This is a genomic window from Vibrio sp. Y176 (genome assembly GCF_033438945.1).
This window is the reverse complement of sequence record NZ_JAWOQS010000021.1, coordinates 1-20,644: the sequence shown is the minus strand read 5'-3', so window position 1 is coordinate 20,644 and position 20,644 is coordinate 1. Positions and strand designations below refer to the sequence as shown.

26 protein-coding genes and 1 pseudogene are annotated in these 20,644 nt (G+C 39.5%); 26 read left to right on the top strand and 1 reads right to left on the bottom strand.

Annotated elements, in window-relative coordinates; all coding sequences use genetic code 11:
- Window positions 1-165: 165 nt before the first annotated feature.
- The 11 genes and pseudogenes from R7O13_RS23240 (at window position 166) to R7O13_RS23185 (ending at window position 7,586) form a co-directional block, all read left to right on the top strand.
- On the top strand, window positions 166-654 hold the full coding sequence (locus R7O13_RS23240) for a DUF523 domain-containing protein (protein ID WP_318304768.1): 489 nt from the start codon (window positions 166-168) through the stop codon (window positions 652-654).
- Between the two features lie 144 nt (window positions 655-798).
- Complete coding sequence (locus tag R7O13_RS23235; protein ID WP_172563621.1) at window positions 799-1,626, top strand: hypothetical protein; 828 nt, start codon at window positions 799-801, stop codon at window positions 1,624-1,626.
- 136 nt (window positions 1,627-1,762) lie between these two features.
- Window positions 1,763-2,104: an SH3 domain-containing protein gene (locus R7O13_RS23230; RefSeq protein ID WP_029807792.1), complete on the top strand. Its 342-nt coding sequence runs from the start codon at window positions 1,763-1,765 to the stop codon at window positions 2,102-2,104.
- Window positions 2,105-2,248: 144 nt separating this feature from the next.
- Window positions 2,249-3,199 (top strand): hypothetical protein, encoded by a 951-nt coding sequence (locus tag R7O13_RS23225; RefSeq protein WP_318304767.1) that lies wholly within the window; start codon window positions 2,249-2,251, stop codon window positions 3,197-3,199.
- Window positions 3,200-3,285: 86 nt separating this feature from the next.
- The gene (locus R7O13_RS23220) at window positions 3,286-3,783 is read left to right on the top strand and encodes a GNAT family N-acetyltransferase (RefSeq protein ID WP_213964657.1); all 498 of its coding nucleotides are present in this window, start codon (window positions 3,286-3,288) and stop codon (window positions 3,781-3,783) included.
- Window positions 3,784-3,971: 188 nt separating this feature from the next.
- Window positions 3,972-4,529: a hypothetical protein gene (locus tag R7O13_RS23215; RefSeq protein WP_130250989.1), complete on the top strand. Its 558-nt coding sequence runs from the start codon at window positions 3,972-3,974 to the stop codon at window positions 4,527-4,529.
- A gap of 154 nt (window positions 4,530-4,683) precedes the next feature.
- Window positions 4,684-5,016: a hypothetical protein gene (locus R7O13_RS23210; protein WP_318304766.1), complete on the top strand. Its 333-nt coding sequence runs from the start codon at window positions 4,684-4,686 to the stop codon at window positions 5,014-5,016.
- A 136-nt stretch (window positions 5,017-5,152) separates the two neighbouring features.
- Window positions 5,153-5,662 (top strand): hypothetical protein, encoded by a 510-nt coding sequence (locus tag R7O13_RS23200; RefSeq protein ID WP_029845552.1) that lies wholly within the window; start codon window positions 5,153-5,155, stop codon window positions 5,660-5,662.
- Between the two features lie 16 nt (window positions 5,663-5,678).
- Window positions 5,679-5,891: pseudogene (locus tag R7O13_RS23195) on the top strand (GNAT family N-acetyltransferase); the annotation flags it as partial.
- A gap of 760 nt (window positions 5,892-6,651) precedes the next feature.
- Complete coding sequence (locus R7O13_RS23190; RefSeq protein WP_250155448.1) at window positions 6,652-7,032, top strand: DUF5675 family protein; 381 nt, start codon at window positions 6,652-6,654, stop codon at window positions 7,030-7,032.
- Window positions 7,033-7,091: 59 nt separating this feature from the next.
- A complete protein-coding gene (locus R7O13_RS23185) occupies window positions 7,092-7,586 on the top strand; it encodes a hypothetical protein (protein ID WP_213964739.1) in 495 nt (164 codons plus the stop codon).
- Between the two features lie 254 nt (window positions 7,587-7,840).
- On the opposite strand, the gene R7O13_RS23180 is transcribed toward R7O13_RS23185, so the two are convergent.
- On the bottom strand, window positions 7,841-8,143 hold the full coding sequence (locus R7O13_RS23180; RefSeq protein ID WP_213894564.1) for a hypothetical protein: 303 nt from the start codon (window positions 8,141-8,143) through the stop codon (window positions 7,841-7,843).
- Window positions 8,144-8,390: 247 nt separating this feature from the next.
- Here R7O13_RS23180 and R7O13_RS23175 point away from each other — a divergent pair, with 247 nt between their 5' ends.
- The 15 genes from R7O13_RS23175 to R7O13_RS23105 form a co-directional block, all read left to right on the top strand.
- Window positions 8,391-8,687: a hypothetical protein gene (locus R7O13_RS23175; protein WP_213887012.1), complete on the top strand. Its 297-nt coding sequence runs from the start codon at window positions 8,391-8,393 to the stop codon at window positions 8,685-8,687.
- A 159-nt stretch (window positions 8,688-8,846) separates the two neighbouring features.
- Entirely contained in the window at window positions 8,847-9,380 is a 534-nt protein-coding gene (locus tag R7O13_RS23170; RefSeq protein ID WP_213894647.1) for a shikimate kinase, read from the top strand.
- A gap of 127 nt (window positions 9,381-9,507) precedes the next feature.
- Window positions 9,508-10,146, top strand: a complete 639-nt coding sequence (locus R7O13_RS23165) for a class I SAM-dependent methyltransferase (RefSeq protein ID WP_318304765.1) — start codon at window positions 9,508-9,510, stop codon at window positions 10,144-10,146.
- Window positions 10,147-10,331: 185 nt separating this feature from the next.
- Complete coding sequence (locus R7O13_RS23160; RefSeq protein WP_139124714.1) at window positions 10,332-11,234, top strand: Imm49 family immunity protein; 903 nt, start codon at window positions 10,332-10,334, stop codon at window positions 11,232-11,234.
- A 142-nt stretch (window positions 11,235-11,376) separates the two neighbouring features.
- Window positions 11,377-11,934: a nucleotidyltransferase domain-containing protein gene (locus R7O13_RS23155; RefSeq protein WP_318304764.1), complete on the top strand. Its 558-nt coding sequence runs from the start codon at window positions 11,377-11,379 to the stop codon at window positions 11,932-11,934.
- A 245-nt stretch (window positions 11,935-12,179) separates the two neighbouring features.
- Window positions 12,180-12,557, top strand: coding sequence for a hypothetical protein (locus tag R7O13_RS23150; RefSeq protein WP_025611528.1), 378 nt, complete (start codon window positions 12,180-12,182; stop codon window positions 12,555-12,557).
- A 378-nt stretch (window positions 12,558-12,935) separates the two neighbouring features.
- Window positions 12,936-13,364, top strand: a complete 429-nt coding sequence (locus tag R7O13_RS23145) for a GNAT family N-acetyltransferase (RefSeq protein ID WP_318304763.1) — start codon at window positions 12,936-12,938, stop codon at window positions 13,362-13,364.
- A 273-nt stretch (window positions 13,365-13,637) separates the two neighbouring features.
- Entirely contained in the window at window positions 13,638-14,273 is a 636-nt protein-coding gene (locus tag R7O13_RS23140; protein ID WP_151514891.1) for a hypothetical protein, read from the top strand.
- Window positions 14,274-14,729: 456 nt separating this feature from the next.
- On the top strand, window positions 14,730-15,854 hold the full coding sequence (locus tag R7O13_RS23135; RefSeq protein WP_318304762.1) for a RelA/SpoT domain-containing protein: 1,125 nt from the start codon (window positions 14,730-14,732) through the stop codon (window positions 15,852-15,854).
- Window positions 15,855-16,040: 186 nt separating this feature from the next.
- Window positions 16,041-16,433 (top strand): hypothetical protein, encoded by a 393-nt coding sequence (locus R7O13_RS23130; protein ID WP_005464480.1) that lies wholly within the window; start codon window positions 16,041-16,043, stop codon window positions 16,431-16,433.
- Between the two features lie 995 nt (window positions 16,434-17,428).
- On the top strand, window positions 17,429-17,707 hold the full coding sequence (locus tag R7O13_RS23125) for a hypothetical protein (protein WP_213894485.1): 279 nt from the start codon (window positions 17,429-17,431) through the stop codon (window positions 17,705-17,707).
- 143 nt (window positions 17,708-17,850) lie between these two features.
- Window positions 17,851-18,387, top strand: a complete 537-nt coding sequence (locus R7O13_RS23120) for a GNAT family protein (protein ID WP_318304761.1) — start codon at window positions 17,851-17,853, stop codon at window positions 18,385-18,387.
- A 134-nt stretch (window positions 18,388-18,521) separates the two neighbouring features.
- Entirely contained in the window at window positions 18,522-18,995 is a 474-nt protein-coding gene (locus R7O13_RS23115) for a hypothetical protein (RefSeq protein ID WP_318304760.1), read from the top strand.
- A gap of 151 nt (window positions 18,996-19,146) precedes the next feature.
- Window positions 19,147-20,448 carry a hypothetical protein gene (locus R7O13_RS23110; RefSeq protein WP_031778950.1) on the top strand — a complete coding sequence of 434 codons (1,302 nt, stop codon included), beginning with the start codon at window positions 19,147-19,149 and terminating at the stop codon, window positions 20,446-20,448.
- On the top strand, window positions 20,417-20,644 hold a 228-nt coding region (locus R7O13_RS23105; protein ID WP_318304759.1), incomplete at its 3' end, for a hypothetical protein. The genes R7O13_RS23110 and R7O13_RS23105, both read left to right, overlap by 32 nt.

The window sequence follows — 20,644 nt, the reverse complement described above, 5'->3', positions numbered from 1 at the left end:
GCGTTGAAAAAGTATGCTAACAAATTGTTCAAGAGTGATTCGGCACGCGTGGCATTTTGACTATGCGTTGGTTTTAGCGGTTAAGGTGGTATGCAGAAGCTTCGGTATTGCGCGCCTCACACCTTAACAAGGCGTTAGCTATTTCTCGTATATAAAGGAGTTCCAGTGGTAAAAGTTCTCGTTAGTTCATGTTTGGTTGGAAACAACGTTAGATACAATGCGAGCTGTTTATCAATCCCAGAGCCTGAGTTGCTCTGGCTAAAGTCATACACAGAACTAGTGATTTTTTGCCCCGAAGTATCAGCAGGTTTACCTATTCCTAGAGCACCAGCTGAAATTATTACTGGTAAAGGTGTTGATGTGCTGGATGGTTTGGCAAACGTTGTTGGAAATGATGGCATCGATGTTACGGAACAATTTGTAAGTGGGGCAGAAAAGGCTTTGGAACTTTGCAAAAACCAGCAAATAAAGTACGAGATTCTTGCAGAAGGCAGTCCTTCCTGTGGCAGTTCAAAAATTTATGATGGCACATTCAACGGGATTAAAATCGATGGTTCAGGGGTAGCCACTGCATTGTTAGAGCGCAATGGTATTAAAGTCTACAGTCAACATACGATAGCTAAACTCCGAGAGGCGTTGGAAAAACATAGCTAACAAACTGTTTAAGAGTGATTCGCAACGCGTGGCATTTTCACTATGCGTTGTTTTAAGTGATTAAGGTGGTATGCGGCAGCATCGGTATTGCGTTGCTCACACCTTAACAGGGCGTTATGTGAAACAACAGATTGGGAGTGTAGTTTGAGTATTCTTTTAAATCAAAACAACAAGTTAGCTCAACGGAAGAGTGAGATACGTAATGTTGCAAGACGTTTGAATACATTGTATGTCAAGGCTGTAGAAGAAAGTGTAATTGCTATAGATGGGCAGTTAACTAAAGCTAAAGATGATTATGAAAGTGCAGGTGAACGCTATCATGAAATAATGGAAAAAGATGGTTACCCTGTGCAACCATCTGACGAAGCGATGGATATTATAGGTGAGCAAGCTGAGCATTATTACGACGTACAAATGTTAGAAGACCAACTGCTTTCCTTGTCTGAAATGAAAATTATATCGCTATTTAAAAGCTTTGAAATTGTTCAAAAAGAGCTCATTAACGTGGCTTTTGAAAATGTGAATACTAGAGAACTATATTTATGGGAAAATGTTAAGTCATTCTTTAATTCCAAAAACATCAGTTACGGGCGTTTGTCTGGGTACGATAATATCAATCAATTGAGAGTTGTAAATAACAACATTAAGCATTCACATGTAATTGATGGTGAAGTTAATCGACTTGGAATCAAAGAGTTTAAAGACTTAGATGTCTTTACCTATGAGTCATTAGATAAGTTCTACAGCAGAGTTTCAGGGAGTGTTGAAGCCTTCCTTGAAACATTGTCTGAGAGTATTATTAACCATTTATTTAGTTATGATGATGATAGATTATGTGAAATGGTTGACGAATTGTCTCTAACAATGAATAAACAAACGATGCTTAAGCTAGCTAAATTGCTAGAGGAAAAAGCTGACACACTATCTAAAGAGAGCAAGTTCGTTAGGCATTGGATGTCTAGTTTCACATAACAAAGCATTTAAGAGTGATTCCCAACGCATGGCATTTTTCATTCCATCGTTGGGTTTTGTGTTTACGGTGGTAAGGTTAAGTTTCGTAGTAGCGTTGCTCACACCTTAATGCGGCGTTATGTACTTTGGAGAAAATATGGAAGTTGTTACTACTGAAAAACACGTCTCAGAATATCCCAATCCGTTTTATTTGAAGCAAGGTGAGAAAGTAGCTCTAGGTACAATTGACGACGAGTTTCCCAACTGGATCTTTATAACCAGTGTCGAAGGGGAGCAGGGTTGGGCTCCAGTTCAATATATCGAGAAGATTGAAGGAAGCTCAGAAGGTATCTTGCTTGAAGACTATGACAATGTTGAGCTTAATACTGTCATTGGTGAAAAACTATCAGTGCTATTCGAACTCAATGAGTGGTATCGAGTTTCGAGGTCAACGGGTGAAATTGGTTGGGTACCAGTGCGTTCGGTACAACGTACATAACAAAGCATTTAAGAGTGATTCCCAACGCTTGGCATTTTCAGTTCAAGGTTGGGTTTCGTGTTTACGGCGCTGTGGTCTAGGTTTGGTGGCTGCGTTGCTCACGCCTTAATGCGGCGTTAGGTACAAATTAACAACGAGGAATAAATGGAAATTTTAAATATATTGTTAACAACAGTAGCATCGTCGGCAATCGGTGTCCCAATATTAGTTTATTTGTCAAAGTTACTAGTTGATAACCGTTTTAAAAAAGACCTTGCGGATCATAAAGCGAAGCTACAGCTCGACAATAGTAAAACTATAGAAGGTTATAAAGCTTCACTATTGAGAGACAATAATGAAGCTATAGAAGGCTATAAGGCAACGTTACTAAAGAATAATAATGAAGAGCTTGAGCGAGTCAAGGCTAGGTTAGTTCAAGAAAGTAAGGATAGTGATCGGTTATTTGAGTTAGAAATGATAATGCAAAACTATAAAGCTCCTTTATTGCACGCGGCATATGAACTACAGAGTAGGATTTACAATCTTGTATCAAATCGAGTCATAGATTTGTATTTTGTAAAGGAAATTGGTGATGGCAGTGAAAAAAATTACCTAATCAACAATACTGTATTTGTAATAGCGCAATATTTTGCATGGATAGAAATAATTAAAAGGGAGATTCAATTTATTGAAATGGATGCCCCTAGCAAAACAAAAGAATTCTCAAAAATCAATGACAAAATGATTGGATTGTGGCATGGGGATCGGGGGCAGTTTGACGACCCATTAATGATTTGGAGTGGCGAGCAACGAGGGATTGGTGAGCTAATGATGGAGCAGAGTCGTGGAAAGTACGTATGTATTGGCTATGCTAAGTTTTTAAAAATATTGGATAACGAAGATGAATTACTAATAAATCAGCTCAAAAGTAAAGTTGAATGTTACATTAATGAAAATGAATATGAAAGAAATAGACTAATACCAGTGCAAAACACTTTAATTGATCTTTTGGAGTTTTTAGATAAAGAATATAAACGGTTCCCCAAAAAACAACGAGAAAAAATACCTAACAAAGCGTTTAAGACAGATTCGCAACGCTCGGTATTTTCAGTTTGATTCAGCTTTAGTGTTTACGGCACAATGGCTTAGCTAGGGGTAGCGTTGCTCACTACTTAACGCGGCGTTATGCTTTAGAGGAAAATATGGAAATTAGACGAATCAATCAGGATGATTTAGATAGCTTTGTATCTCTGTGGCAAGGTGTGTTTGATGAAGGGGCTTACCTTAGAAGTCCTCCTCCACCAAAAGAGAAAGTTTTCAAAGTGCTCTGTAAAGTCGAACAGCTTAAATTCCCCAATTTTGTTGCTTTATCAGACGGAAAGGTGGTGGCGAGTATTGAGGCATTTCCGGGTTCAATGTGCGGCTTAGAGTGCGATGATGTTGGATTTGTTGGTGCACAAGTTCATGCAGACCTTAGAGGTAAAGGTCTTGGAAAAAAATTACTGAAACAGGTCATTTCAGACAGCAAAAGGTTTGGTTACAAAGAGCTCAGGCTTGAAGTTTATAAGTCCAATATTGCAGCTAGAAAACTCTACGAAAAGGTTGGGTTTAGCTACGTAGGTGAAGGTGAGGAAATTACTTTGCCTAATGGTGAAACGACGCAGAGTTTGAAAATGAGGCTATCGATAGCCCAAGCATAACAAAGCGTTTAAGGCAGATTCGCAACGCGTGGCACTCTCAGTTCAAATTGAGTTTTGTGTTTAAGGTGCAATGGTTTAGGTTAGGTGCAGGCGTCGCTCACTACTTAACGCGGCGTTATGCTACTTGATTGATATTTGGGTGTGCCTTGTATAAAGTTGTTCTGGTTGGGCGAAAAGGGCAGAATGATATGAAAATGATCTTTGTAGACGCGGAGAATATTGGTTTAAAAGAGTTAGAGAAAGTTAAAGCTACAGTAGTTGATAAAGTTTTTGTTTTCTCGAAATCTGAAGCCGTAAAACTAGTTTGTGAAAAGTCTTTGTTCCTATGCTTATCTGACTATCCTACAGCTTCAAACCAAGCTGACTTTTACATAATCGCTTATCTTTCTAGAGTTTTGTCATCGTTGGAAAAGAAGCAGTTTGGTTCGGTTAACTTTGAACTCTATACTAATGACGAAAGTTTAATAGCGGCTTTTGAGTTTCAATGTGACCAAATAGGTGCAACTTGCAGGGCGGTCCGAACTAAGGACGAAACAGTTGTTAACCTGCATAAAGCAACACCCCCTAAAAAAACACCTCAAGACAGAGTATATTCTGCGTTAAAGTCTCCTAGGCCTCTAGACCCTAGCTTACAAAAGCATTTAGGGCTGTCAAAATCAGACTTTTCTAAAGCAATTAATGAGCTTTCTAAAGCAAATAAAATACAGCGTTCTAAAGGCAGTAAGCGTAAATGGGTTCAATGTTAGCAGTAGCATAACAAACTGTTTAAGAGTGATTCGCAACGCGTGGCATTTTCACTATGCGTTGTGTTTAGTGTTTAAGGTGGTATGCGGGAGCTTCGGTATTGCGTTGCTCACACCTTAACAGGGCGTTATGTGTTTAGAAGGAATTGTAACAAAAGTGAAAATCTCAATATCTTCTGAGGAATTTGTAAATGAGTTCTCTGAGCTCAAACGTGAGCTAGTTGAAGGCTATTTTTCGAAGGATTCAGAAATATTTCGCCTAAATACGTTGGAAGACGCTGGTATCGATGCGAAGCAGTTAGATGTAATAAAAGGCGTTGTGGATGAGTCTTTGACGGATGCTCTGTATACAATTCTACTTGGTTTAGAGGGTAGCGCAGCTATCGGTAAGCATCAGATTTGCTACAAATTACAAGATGAATTAGGCACTGAGTTAACGGGTGAGTTTGAAGAGTTAGCTTTCGAGGCACTGCAAGAAAAACACACATAACAAACTGTTTAAGAGGGATTCGCAACGCGTGGCATTTTTACTATGCGTTGGTTTTAGTGTTTAAGGTGGTCTGCGGCGACTTCGGTATTGCGTTGCTCACCCCTTAACAGGGCGTTAGCAGTATAATGGAGTACTAATGAATAACGAAAATATATCAGGAATAGATGGAGCTATAGGTTTTTGCTCTGAACGACTCAAGCATCATCAAAGGAGATCACAATTTCATTTCATGCTTTCCTTAGCAGCATTAATGTTTGGTGCAATGGTTGTATTCTACAGCTATGGTTTACGCCCTGATGCGGCATCAACAAGTTCTACTTTAACTCTTTCTGCATTCTGTGTTGTAGCTTTTGGGGTGCTAATGGCTCTACATAGATATCACTTAACCGAAATATCAAAATATGAGCACTACAAATTGGCATTTGCTCGTTTAAATATCGCTCAATCTTTTGATGAAAGGGCTATAGATCAAATTATTTCTTCACTTACTGTTGATGCCTTCAATGTTAAAGGTGGAGCTTCAAATAACGGCTCGGTACAGAGTCCGTTGCCCGGTCATCCTACTTCTGACCTATCGGCGTTGTTGGTAGGTAAGTTACTAGATAATGCAAAGGCATCAAGCAGTACTGCTAACAAGCCAAACTAGCAGGAAAAATAACAGTTGGCCTTGTCTTATTTAAGGTGTTCGAAGCCATAGTGACTATCGTGGATAAGGTTTCGGTGAGCAAATGTTCGCACATGCTAATGAACTGGCAAAAAGCAAAGGCTATACAATCGTTCAGTTAACAACTGACAAAGAGTGCTCGTATGCAATCGGGTTTTATGAAAGACTTGGATTCAAAGCAACACATAAAGGGTTTAAACTCGTGTTGTAGGCCTCCTGCTAACAAACAATTTAAGAGTGATTCAGCACGCTTGGCATTTTGGGTTTGAGTCAAGTTCAGTGTTTACGGTGGTCAAATCCGGTGTGGTGGTCGCGTGCTTCACACCTTAATTGGGCGTTATACGTAATGGAAGTATGAAGATATTCTCAGTTGTTACATTAATGACTCAGCTGGTATTAATATGCTGGTCGAAATACTATGGTCATGTTGCCAATGCGGAAATAATGAAGCTAGAAGCAACCCCGGAATCGTCTATGGTGGAAGTTCTTTCTAAATTTCAGCATTATAACGACTTGGATGACTACCTAAGCTACCTGGCAATAGTAATTTGGATAATTTCCATTGTCGTTTTGTACAAGAATAACGCTTCAAGTACTAAGTTGGTTCAGTTGTGTATTTTACTGCCTATCTTAGTGACTTTTGTTCTGAGCTTAATTTAGTATGATGCTTCCAAGCTATTAAGAAATCGACGAAATTACGTATAACAAAGCGTTTAAGAGGGACTCCCAACGCTTGGCGGTTTTAGTCCAAAGTTTGGCTTATGTGTTTACGGCACAATCTTTAAGTTTCGGGGCATAGCGTTGTCGCCCCTTAACGCGGCGTTAGCTTTATCAATCCAATCGTTAAATGTAAGAGTTAGAATTGTCAAGTACAATGTTGCTTTGATACTTGCCGAAAAAGGGACTCTTGGAGGCATGTAATTAAGTTATTTCAGCTAGTATTTCCTCAATTTAATGTGAGGATCAAATAAATGACTGGCAAAAAAATCAAAGAAATATTAAATCTCAGACGCATAAAACAGTATGGAGAGACAACGTTAGGAAAACTAACTATTGAAGGTGTCGACAAGAGTTGGTTTGTTCTCGAACCAGGAGGTCCTGACTCGATAGTTGAGGGTTCAGACAAAAGAATTTCGGCTGGTACATACAAAGTGGAACCATTTAGTGGTACCAAATATAAAAATGTGTACGAATTAAAAAATGTTCCAGGACGGACTTATGTTTTGATTCACGCAGGCAATTATCACAAAAATACCGAAGGCTGCCTAATGCCAGGTAAAAGTTGGGGAGTGTTAAAAGATTCTTATTATTATGTAAGCAATAGTAAAGTGGCGTTAAAAGAAATTTTTTAGAGATTGGTAAGTATAAAGAAATTGAGATTAGAGTAACAAATCAACTGGAGAAATGATTCATGTTAAAAAATATTTTGATTTTAATTTTTCTAATGTTTTCAAGTTCTGTGATCGCATCCATCCCACGTACAGAGCTCAACCTTCTCTGGATGAAAAATAATTATTTTTTAATTCAAGAACACTTGGAAAGTGATGAATCGAAAATAGTTGTCCCTACAATAAATACTCTGGGTGAAATATGGGTTCACAGGGATGGTGCTGTTTCTGGAGAGGTGTCCCTTTTGTTGTTAGTTGCCTTGACTCATCATACCTATATTACGCTAGCAGTGCTTTCATCAGAGCCCGATTCGTTTTCAAAATGGTTAAATGAATTACAAGGAATAGTTTTTACGGATTTCAATGGAGGAGAAGTTGAACGATTATCTCATGCTAAAGAAGCTCTTGTTCGTGCTTTGAGTTTATATATGAACTCAAATCCACAAGTAGCGCTAGTTCCATATGGCGAGAGCTTACTTGAACGACTTGAGGGAATTTCAATCCGAAGCGTAGATTAATATGTCTGCTAAAAATTGAGCTGTAGTGTTTCGAACAGAAAGCTAACAAAGCATTTAAGAGTGATTCCCAACGCTTGGCATTTTTCATTATATCGTTGGCTTTTGTGTTTACGGTGGTATGTTTTAGTTTAGTGATAGCGTTGCTCACACCTTAATGCGGCGTTAGTCGCCAGAAAAAGTTAGCAATCAAAATCATGTTTCTGAGCTTAATATTTAGCAGCTGTTTGCTTGGTACACCGATTAATCGTCGATCATCAGAACTTAGTTTTAGCTGTTTTAAGTCCAAAGTTTTGTAACTGTTCTAGCGGTTGTTTTGTTCTTTGGTGCTGATAGAGCAGGGTAATCAAGAGTCTGTTTTTGGTTGCAACTCCGCTCGGTGAGTTTGTCGGTACAAAAGCCGATTTACTCGCTGAAATGACGTTTTCTCTGGTGTGGTAAGTTCCACGTGGTTTCAGTGACTTTGTTGAAAGTCCGCACTGTGAGATTGGTTTTCCAAAAGCGCTTTTTGGTGTTGTCAGTCCGTTTTCTACGGCGTTGTTGGTTCCAAGTGGTTTCATTGAGTAGCCGCTTTGAGACTACGCCTGACTTAAGTGCATCAAAGCACATAAAGTTTGTTGTTCGCAAAGTTTAGTTCGGCTTAAAATTGTCGCTCGGTGCCTCGCGACTAACAAACTGCTCAAGAGGGATTCGCAACGCGTGGCATTTTTACTATGCGTTGAATTTAGTGATTAAGGTGGTATGCAGCGGCATCGGTATTGCGTTGCTCACCCCTTAGCAGGGCGTTATGTTTTCGGGAGGAATTAAATGAATCCAAATATCCAATCAGCTCTGAGTTCGAAGGACAATATTCAAACCAAGATAAATGTCGGTGAGCGATATAGGTTGATGCACAAAAAGATAAAATCAGGAAGCCTTTGGATTGAGGTACAAAGGGAAGCGTATCGAGTCAAAGTTACAGGTGAAGTTAAGCTTAGGCTACAAAATTTTATCACTAAGTTAGTCGATTCCGAACCAAGTGATGATCAAGGTAATCCAGTTTGGCACGTACCATTTGGTAGCAGCCTCAAAACTATTATATGTGAGTACAATCGATTGGCTTAGGCTACAAACATAACAATCTGTTCAAGAGGGATTCGCAACGCGTGGCATTTTTACTGTGCGTTGGTTTAAGTGATTAAGGTGGTATGCAGCGGCTTCGGTATTGCGTTGCTCACCCCTTAACAGGGCGTTATGTGCTCGGGCAAAAAATTAGGTCAGGCGATGAAAAGAATAAATGTAATAGGCACTAGTGGTAGTGGAAAAAGCACTTTTAGTCGCATGCTCGCGAGTGAGCTTAAATACCCATATTTGGAAATGGATGCCCTTTTCTGGAAGCCCAACTGGCAGGAATCTTCAGATGAAGAATTCTTTGCAAACTTAGCTGATAGGTTGAGTGGCGAACAGTGGATTCTTGATGGCAATTACAACCGAACCGCTGAAATCAAATGGAGTAGAGTTGATACTATTGTCTGGGTAGATTACTCATTTGTAAGAACACTATTTCAAGCCGTGAAACGGACTTTAATCCGCATAGCGACCAAACAGGAGTTATGGGGTAAAACAGGCAATGTTGAATCGTTCAGAAAGTCCTTTCTAAGCAAAGACTCAATCATTCTTTGGACGTTGAAAACATACAGTAAAAACCGAACTCGCTACACTGAACTGCTTAATGATCCGAAGTATAGTCATATCAAATTCGTAAGGATAACAAGCCCCAAAAAGGCAAAGGCGTTCATAGGCGAGTTACGCACATAACAATAAATTTAAGAGTGATTCACAACGCTTGGCGCCTTCACTTCAAGCTAGTTTAGTGTTTATGGCACAATGTGCTAGGTAAGGTGGCAGCGTTGCTCACACCTTAGCAAAGCGTTAGCAGTCAAGGATGAATATGAAACAAAACTACCAAGTTCATGAAGACATGTATGTTGAAGCTCGCGAAGCTGGCTGGGAAGGTTGGGGTGGCAACGAGCGAATGTCTAAAGCAGTTTTAGTTGAGCGTTTTCTCGAGCTATTTAAACGACCGGTGCAAGGTAAACTGCTCGAACTAGGTTGCGGTGAAGGACATCATTGCAGAGCTTTCCAGAAGTTAGGCTTTGAGGTGGCAGGTATAGATATTTCACCAACCGCAATTAAATGGGCAAAGGAAAAAGCCAGAGCAACAGGAGTCGAGGGTAATTATTATTTAGCGGACCTAACGGTAGCGTCTCTTGAACTTACAGAACGTTATGATGTTGTCATTGACGGTAATTGCTTACATTGCATTATCGGTGCAGATCGAGTCATATTTTTTGGTCATGTTTATCGTTCACTATCTGAAAATGGGGTATTTTTTGTCAGTAGCTTGTGCTCTAAAAATGAAATTAGCTATGAAACTTATAGAGATGGCAGTCCATATCGTCATGTTACCTCTGAAAGTGATCTAGTTGTTGAACTAGAGAAAGCAGGGTTCCAAGTGCTTCATGTCAGTGTCTATGAGCGTGAAACTTCAAACCACATAACGGTGTTTGCGATAAAAGCATAATTTTGTGTAGAAAAAACTGCTAACAAATTGTTCAAGAGTGATTCGGCACGCGTGGCATTTTTACTATGCGTTGGTTTTAGTGGTTAAGGCGTTATGCGGAGGCTTCGGTATTGCGTGCCTCACACCTTAACAAGGCGTTAACTAACTCCTTGGATCCGGTTTATAAATTAAAGAGAAATGTTTATATGACATCAAAAGAACACTTTAAACCAATACCATGTCATGCAGACTACCTAAAGAGACTTTCTAACCCATATGGGATGAAATGTAATCGACTGCTTGATGACTTTGATTTTTACTATGAAAGTGGGAAAGTCGATTTATATGATGTGAGCCTTGCAGGTCTTTCTCTAACAAGTTGTCTCTACCACAAGATTGGTGACATAGAATCGAGTCTTAGAGCGATGGATATGCATCAGTACTTTGATATTAAATTAGTACAGTCACAGCTATTCAGTGATGGAGAGACGATTTCGGTGGTGCTTCCCAAAGCTGAGGTGACTCTAGTAGCGAAGAAAGAACAACAGAGTGCCCTCAGTGGGGCACATCTTATAGATTTAGCTTGGCTATCTTTATTCTGTGAGCAAGTGAGCGACATAGAATACCTTGCTAACTTAGCCGATCACCCAAACACTAAGTGGTATAATGTTCGGTCTCGTACCTTCTTAGAGCTGCAGATGGTCATGCTGGGAATAAAATCTAGTGACGTTAGGCCGTTAATTCAAAAGTTTATTGATGTGAGTACGCCGGAGCATCTTGAGGGCTTAGCCTTTGAGCACGCAAACCTTATTAATTTACCAACGATTAATGTGATGACAAAGGTCTTAAATCAATCAGGTTGTGGTGAAGCGGAATATCAACAAGCGATGTATGAAGCGGTCAAAGGGCACCACAAGTATTGGAGTCAAAAAAAACTAAAAGAAGAGCTAACTGGCTATTTTTCTATGCCGTTACTGGCACTTGCAAAGCTTGCTTACCAGAAATACGGTTTTCACTTGGGGTTTGAAACGGATTATGTTCCAGAAGCCTTCTATACACGTAATATGCCCGAGCCGAGCTATAGCTTTCTAGATAAGTACAAATCGTAGTTAGTTAACAAACTGCTCAAGAGGGATTCGCAACGCGTGGCATTTTTACTATGCGTTGGTTTAAGTGATTAAGGTGGTATGCGGCGGCTTTTGTATTGCGTTGCTCACCCCTTAGCAGGGCGTTATACAAACGGAGGTAGCTGTGAGTTTAGAAGAACTTAATCTTGAAAATCTTCCCCTTCAAAATGAACTGGTTAAATCTGCTTGTTCTGCGTTTATTTGCGAAGACAATGTGGTTGCCGCAGTGCTATTAGGCTCATTGGCTTCAGGTAAGGGTGACCGAGTATCTGACGCTGACATTTTGATTCTTACTCAAAATGAATTCCATAAATCCACACAAGAGTGTTTCTCAGCTTTTGAGCGTGGCAAAGAAATTTTCTATCGTAATCAAGGCTTCCATAACGAGAATGCTTACTTTACAAAGTACATATTTACGGATTTAACCAGCACAGAGATTCATTGCCTAGATCTAAGCGAACCTTTTGATATATCAAGACCTTTCAAAGTGCTATTTGATAAATCGGGTGCTGTGGAGCTACGATTAACCGATGCTCCAGCACCAAAACATGAAGACTTTCCTGCATATACAAATGGTGACCAAGGCTTAATCTGGGAGCTTTTAGAGTGTATAAAGTGGTTAAGCCGAGGTAAAAATGAACTAGCCAAATCTTACCTTAAGAAGTTGGCGGATAAGCTGTAAAAGTTTGTATAACAAAGCGTTTAAGACGGATTCACAACGCTTGGCATTTTTGGTCTAATTCAGCTTAAGTGTTTACGGTACAATGGTTTAGGTGAGGTGGTCGCGTTGTTCACCACTTAACGCGGCGTTAGCTTTTCATGGCTATTACACACGAGTTTTAAGTCCATCGTATATTTAATATCGACAATTAGGTCACTTGTTAGTTCGTAATTAATGTTCAGGTTTTGTTTCATCTGGAGTTAATTATGTTTCCGAAAGATTTTTACATCTTACCCGAAGAACTATTTAGGATAGGTAATAAGGAAACTCCCAAGCTATCGCATGTGAGAGCTAGGGATGTGGACACGATGCAGTTAAACGGTATAACGGTAATTATTGCTAATGGAAAGGGGATCAGTGTGTTTGACAAGACTGGGATTAACCAATCTAATATGACGGGGTGGGTTTGGAGGTTTCCACCCAACACGCGCCCTCCTCAGGGGCTAAAGCTTGTAAACGATAAGCCACATCATTACGGTATCGCACCTATCACAAATATGCCTTTAGATAAGTATAAGGGGTTACTGGAAGAGATGGCTTTGAAAGCAACAAGGGTGTTTAAAAAAGAGGGTAAAGTAGTTTGAGACGGATAACTTTAGATTTAGCATCTTCGGATATGAAATTAGTCCTAGAAGGTTTGGAGTCATTGGAAAAGCAATGGGCACATGTTTGTGAGAACTCTGACGATGAGGATGAAATATCAGACTACGGTAACGATCTGATTGAACTGAGGTTGCTCATTAAATCACTACGAAACGATGCTATAAGTGTATTTGGAGATAATGTGGTCAATTTTTCAAGAGACCTTCTCTAAAATAAAGCTAACAAACTGTTTAAGAGTGATTCGCAACGCGTGGCATTTTTACTATGCGTTGCGTTTATCGTTTAAGGTGGTATGCGGCGGCTTTGGTATTGCGTTGCTCACACCTTAACAGGGCGTTAGCCGTCAAAACGGAGAAAACATGGAAGTACAATTTTTAGAGAAAAATTCTGATTACGAGTCAGTCCTAGAAGTGTTGTTACAACTTCGCCCAAATTACAACTTAGATACTTTGTCTGGTCAGATCGAGAAGCAGCAATCAAATGGTTACCAAGTCGTCTATGTCAAATCGCCAGAAGGCGTATTAGCAGCAGGCTTTAGAGTAGGTGAAAAGCTTGCTTGGGGTAAGCATATTTACATTGAAGACTTGGTAACTAATGCGCAATTTCGTTCGAGTGGAGTAGGTAAATTTATTATCGATTGGTTTAAAACATATGCTTTAGAAAGCGGTTGTGAACAAATACATTTGGATTCTGGTGTTCAGCGTTTTCCAGCACATAAGTTCTATTTACGCGAAGGTTTCAATATCGCTAGTCACCACTTTTCTATAGTCGGCGTCCAAAACGGCTAACAAAGCGTTTAAGACGGATTCACAACGCTTGGCATTTTTGGTTTGTATCAGCTTAAGTGTTTACGGCACAATGGTTTAGGTTAGGTGGTCGCGTTGTTCACCACTTAACGCGGCGTTAGCTTAACATTTAAGTTCATGAACAAGGTAGTCAGGCAATTATGCTATTTATAAATTGCAATGTTGTGTGAAACTAAACAAAAAAGTAGTAAGCATATTTGTGCTCAAGTTCCAATAAGTGTATTAAGCATTATCAAAATCTATATTGGAGGCTTTATGAGAGTGCACAAATCAAAAATTGCCGCAGATCCAGTTAAGTACTACACGCATTTGATTGGTATGGAAAAGTACGAAGCTCGTATGAGACAGGAGCCTAATGCAATTACAATTATTACAGGAATTGTACTTTATAGAGAGTTACCTAAGAACAAACAGTCCGAAGTTTTGAAGCTAATATTGGCTTTGAACGATGGCCAGTTGAAAGCTTCACTATATGGTTTAGTTTCTCAAGTGGTTGCAAATCCATACTGGTTCTCATGGTCACTTTCTGATCGGGAGCTCAGAGAATTTTTTGATACCAATAAGGATGTGACTAATATATTGAAAGGTCTTGGCATAGACTTCTCGCTCCCTCTCACAGCAGCAGGTATATCAGCATTTTTGCTTTCATCAGCGCAACAAGGGGTAAAAAGTGCTTCCAAAGAGGTTGCGACTCAGTTGAAAAAGCAAGTTACAAGCTCACCAGTTGCGCAGATTGCAAATAGACTGGGAGTGACCAAACAAGTTGCAGGCAAAGCATCGGCAATCTTGGTCGTAATGGTCAGTGTAATTGCTTATCAAACACACTTAAATGCAAAAGATGCGCGGAAGGAGCTTCTTCGCAGAGGTCTACTTCAACCGGAAGATTTGTAATGCTAGTTTTAATACTAATAGTGATATTGTCATTGGCAACAATTCATTTCTCGCATGTGCTATTGATGCAGTATATGTTCTCTGAAGAAAAGTTATCGCCGAGTACTACTTTTCTTCGTCCATTATCTTTGTGTGTTATGGCTGCATGTGCCCAGTACTATATTCTTTCAATGATAACAGGCTACAATTTACCCGAGGTTGCGGGATTGGCTCTCGTGGCTACGAATGCATTCTTCTTCGTTGGTTTTTATTTTGCGTACAAAGCAAGAGTAAAAAGCCTAGAAAGTAAAAAGCACTCCTGAGTCTATATTAAGCTAACAAAGCATTTAAGAGTGATTCCCAACGCATGGCATTTTTCATTCCATCGTTGGGTTTTGTGTTTACGGTGGTAAGGTTTAGTTTCGTGGTAGCGTTGCTCACACCTTAATGCGGCGTTATGTATATTTGGAGAGGTATATGGCAAGTCAAGCATATGAAAATCAGAAGGTAACCCTTCGTTATTCAAAAAAATCAATAGACAAGGCTGCTAGAGATATTCGCCATGGGTGTGAAGGAGCAGCAAGGGAAGATGCAATAAACAAAATCCAAAATTATCGAGAGCTTCATGCTTACCCTCTAATGTTAATGAAAAATCATTTGGTTAGAACGTCTAACAGAGTCTCGGATGAAATACTTGTTGCGCGCCGGTTGAAACGCTTACCTACCATCATCAACAAGTTGGAACGCCCGTCATTAGATGGAAAAAGTGATAACGCTATAAAATTTACACGTATGCAAGACATCGGTGGTTGTAGAGCGATAGTCAAAAATCTGAAACAACTTAAAGAGCTTCAGGCATTATTGGTAAAAAGCCGCTCAGTTCATAAAATTATTCATACTTCCGACTATTTAACTCCAAAGGAAAGTGGATATGGTGGTATCCATCTCGTCTATAGTTGTTTTGATGACGCAGAAGATAACCATAGCTGGAAGAAAACAAAAGTTGAAGTGCAACTAAGAACTCAGTTGCAACATGCTTGGGCTACAAGTCTTGAAATAATTGATACACTTGAACAGATTGAGCTCAAAACGAGCATGGGAGGCCACCCTATTTGGCGAGAGTTTTTTGCAATTGCAGGCAAGCTAGTAGCGCATGATGAAAAAGCATGTGTATTGGATAATACAGAAGTCGAGATTTTGGAAAAAAGGCTTCATGAACTTGAAGTGACGTTGGACGTTAAGAGAAAACTATCAAACTTTTCACTGGGTATACAAGCAACTACTCGTGGGCTAAAAGAGCTTAAATCACCAAAAAATATCGGTATGTGCTTAGTAACTTTGCACTCGAATTCTCTATCTTCTGCTAAATTTACTGGCAAAAATACTTTCAAGCTTGAAGTTGGAGTGGAGACATTTAAACTCGATCAGACTCCTAACGCATTGAAGGAACTGAATAAATGTGAAAAAGATCCTGATGTACTAGTTTGTGTACTCCTGTCAGCTAAAAATGCTAAAAGTCTCCAAAAAGCTTACCCTAACTATTTTGGTTCTACCGCAGATTTTAGGCGGTTTATCCGAAAGCATACACAAAAATATACATAACAAACAATTTAAGAGTGATTCAGCACGCTTGGCATTTTTAGTGTGGGTCAAGTTCAATGTTTACGGTGGTTAAATTAAGTGTTGTGGTCGCGTGCTTCACACCTTAATTGGGCGTTAGCAATATAAGGCAAAAGTGTAGGTCTTTTACTAATCTTTATCACGATAGATTGGCTAGGAGACAGAGTAATGGAATGTGAATCTACAGCGTCAAAACAAGAGTTTATCAATGCGTTGATCAAGCTAAGAGATAAAAGTCGGTTTCGAGACACGACTAGTTATTTGGAAATGCTGCGGGCGCAGGCAAAGTCCGACAATCAGACAATAACAGCAACTAAGTTAGCCGAAGTGGTTGGCTTCCCAAATTACAATACTGCAAATTTAAAGTATGGAACTTTGGGGCATGAATTGGCAGAAGTGCTAAATTATGAACCGCCAAAAAGAAACGATGGCAGCACAATGTGGTTCTGGACAATCTCAACTGGAAATCCGGCTTCTGAAGATACTCAAGATGGACACTATGAATTCGTAATGCGCCCAGAGTTGTATGAGGCTTTAGTAGAGATTAAGTGGGTGCGTTAGACATATTGCTAACAAACTGTTTAAGAGTGATTCGCAACGCGTGGCATTTTTACTATGCGTTGCGTCTAGTGTTTAAGGTGGTATGCGGTAGCATCGGTATTGCGTTGCTCACACCTTAACAGGGCGTTATAATTTGGAAGATGTCAATGAAGAATAATTTGCGTAAGTTTGATATTTACCCGAGTTTTTATGAAGTAGTTACTGGTCGAGTTATTATACTTTTTCCATTAACTTTTACATTGCTGATGCTCGTTCCTTTCCTTTTTGATAGTTCTATAATACTCGATGACAACCAACTCGATATGATGTTGGGTCCAATGTTGATTTACTTTTTTGCGTGTTTGATAGAAATGTTTGTACTTAATAATTTAGTCAAAAAATACGTGAAACCATTTAGGCTAACTAGTTCAGCCATATACATACCGAATTGGCTATGGGAAAGAGAATTGATCATTCCTAGGTGCAAAGTGGACTTTATTGAAATTCACGGTTACGAGGTATATCTTCCAAGGGTGGGGGTGATTAAGCAATTTAAAAACGTTTGTATTTTTACTACGGATGGTGAAATATACAAACTCAGTATAGGAAATGCTCCCTCTGGGGATCTTAGTGCATTAAGTCTTCCCGAATACGACTTAAGATATATTGAATTAAATAACCCTCTCAATTATCAACTTTTTTGTCAACTACGGTACAGCAGAGTCCACCTAATTTTGTTTTCGTTTGTTTTTTTTCTCACGGCTATATCTTTTGGAAAGCTCTTGTATTGAAATGAGATGGTGCAAACAAATTATAACAAAGCATTTAAGACGGATTCTCAACGCTTGGCAATTTCAGTTCAGGGCAGCTTTAGTGCTAAATGTGGCAAAGTTTAGGTTTGGGTGGTCGCGTTGTTCACCACTTAATGCGGCGTTAGGCGACATGAGATAAACGATAGAGTAGTGATAGTATCTTGGCGAGAATCTAACTTCAGTTAACAGAAAAGGAGTGGGTTAATGAATGGTAAAGCATTTGATGATTGGAAAAAATCGCGAAAGAAAGGATGTTTAAATTGGCTTTTCAGAACAACTTTCGTCACAGCCATTTGGTACATGATTTTCAATGTTATTTTCCTTTATCCATATTCTGATGCAGCAAGCATTACGATTTTCTTATCGGATAATGCTCTTAATTACTCCATTTACACGATCGGGATGTTTTTCGCATTTTGGGCTATTTGGCTATACAACGAATCTTCGTATGAGAAAGAAGTTAAACGTAGAAATGTCGCCTAACAAACTGTTCAAGAGGGATTCGCAACGCGTGGCATTTTCACTATGCGTTGGTTCAAGTGATTAAGGTGGTATGCGGTGGCTTAGGTATTGCGTTGCTCACCCCTTAACAGGGCGTTATGCCTCACAAGGAAAAGGAACTTTCGATGTTTAAAATCGAGACTAAGCGTCTGATTATTAGGGATATGACTCCGAATGATGAAGACGCTTTTGTTGCTATGTCTCAGGATGCTAAATATCAGCGTTTTTATGACGAAAGCGATTGTGACCCTAATAAATACCGAGAGTTAACACGCTTGTTTATAGCTCAGGCTTCTGAGAAACCAAGAAAATCATACCAATTAGCTGTCGAGCGTAAGGTATCAGGTGAGTTTGTTGGTAATGTTTGTTTACGGTTAGAGGATAATCAGCAGGCTTCGATGGGGTGTGCATTTTCCAGAGTCTCTCAAGGTAATAAGTTAAGTCATGAAGCCGCCTTGGCTCTAGCAGATTTCGGGTTCTCGGAGTTGGGAGTTCACCGCATTTATGCTGAGACAATCAGCAAAAACCTGCCAGCTATTAAGCTCTGTAAGTCTCTGGGTATGCGCCAAGAAGCACATTTTAGAGAGCATCGTTTTTTCAAAGGACAGTGGTGGGATACAGTTGTTTTGGCAGTCCTTCGAGCCGAGTGGGGCAAGGCATAACAATCTGTTTAAGAGCGATTCGCAACGCTTGGCATTTTTGCTATGCGTTGCGTTTAGTGTTTAAGGTGGTATGCGGGAGCATCGGTATTGCGTTGCTCACACCTTAACAGGGCGTTAGGGCTATTGAGGGAAAAATGGCGAGAATTATGGTGAAATTTTTAGTGTTGGTGTCTTCAGTTGTTTCATTTGCATCTGTTTGCAATGAAATTGATGATTTTCAAGCTCACGCTTTGAGTGAAATTAGTCACTTTTACGGAGAAGTTGAAGCTAGTAACCTAAAGCTAGTCAGCACTATAAGGGTGAATAACGTGGTTCATAACCCGAATGAACTAGATCGTTATATTCAATTGTCTTTTTACGACATAGTTGATCTAGTTGATAGTAAAGACTCCGAAATTGCGCACATAGAGAAAGCTCTTGGGAAACCTTTTTGGGCTATCAATAATTATACAGCTACATACAGAATGACTGACACAGAGAGTTTACTCGCTCCAGAACACAGTTTTTATAGTGTGGGCTACGGTCAGGTCATGCTGTCTGGGCAGTTAAAAACGCAGTTAAAGCCATTGATGCCCTCAATTAATGTTGATGGCCCCAGTCGAGATTAGCCCTAACAAAGCGTTTAAGACGGATTCACAACGCTTGGCACTTTAAGTTCAAGTCAGCTTAAGTGTTTAAGGTACAAATGGCTTAGGTTTGGTGGTTGGCGTTGTTCACCACTTAACGCGGCGTTAGGGCTACAAAATTGGAGTGCAGATATTGAACATCTTTAATAATTCCGAAGTTAACATGTGTATTGGGGAGCTATCAATTTCAGACAAGCCTGTTGATGTCCTAGAGGCTTGGGGGAAGCTTAATGGTCAGTACCCTAATTTGAGTAGTGTGATTCAGCTCGATAACTACGATAGAAATGTATTACCTCAATGTGTCCAAAAACACACAAAGAAGCCAGATAATTACTTAATCCCTTATTTTAAGTCAGATAAGCTATATTTCATCGACGATGAAATGATTAAGAATATATTCATTAAAGGAACTAATGTATTTCCAATAGATCACTCAGTAATGATGGACTCAAATATCTGTTCCTATATCGACAGTCTTGTTAGAGGGAAGCCTCTAGGTACTGTCGGACCCAAGCTATTACCTATCATTGATGATCTTCTGCGTGATGGTCTTAACTTTGATTTTCTTTTCTATATGATTGAAAATATTAAGCACGTTCTTCCATCTGCTAATTTCTCAGCAAAAAGTAAACTGGAATTTTGGAAAAGTCTGAATATTAACTTTAGGAAAAATCTTGTTAGTCTTCATTACTTTTCAAGTATTGACAGTAAAGAATATAGTCGGACATTAAGACCTAATTTCCTTCTATCTTATAGACAGTCTGCTCGACGTGCTATTGATGCTACATTTGGGTTTTACATGTCAAGTGAGGGTAAAAACTACCTATCGCAGTTTGCTGATTTTCAAAGAGTAGTCCTGCTGAGTATTATCGGAATGTTACGGATAAATTTATCATCTAACAAGAATGGCAGAAATAAAATGCTCGAATTTTTCGACTTCATGCACAGTGAAGTGGGAATTTATATGGAGCGAGAAGCGATATTAGCACATGAGTATTTCTGTGATTCAAAGTCGCTGCCGATACTAAAGAAAATCCAAAAAGGTGGTAACAAAAAGAAACTTTTAAAGAATTTGGATAACATTGCTTGGGATATGATAACCCCTAGACTAATGGAGCGCCTGATGTCTTCTGGTTTAGGGGCAAAAACTGACTATTTCATCCCCATTTTTATGACATTTGATGAGGATCTTAAGCATATGTTGGAGTCTTTTCAGGTCAAGCTAGTTATATACGATAAAGATAGTGGAGGCTTGCTGTCTATTCCTGAATGTAACTCCGCGGACTATTTTGAGAACGCTGGGCTTAAAAACTGTACGGACTACTTTTTTAGTGAAGTCAAAAAGAAAGAACGGCATAGTAGAAGTGTACACACTAGAGAAAGTATTTTGCCTGTATTGTTTAGTGAATATCGGAAACTCAGGCAAGCAATATAGCCCTAACAAAGCATTTAAGAGTGATTCCCAACGCACGGCATTTTTCATTCCATCGTTGGGTTTCGTGTTTACGGTGGTATGGATTAGGTTAGGTGGTAGCGTTGCTCACACCTTAATGCGGCGTTATGTAAATGGAGAAAAAATGACACTTCAGGATTTGGAAAGTATATCTGTTATTGCTGCTTCTTGGTTTGGT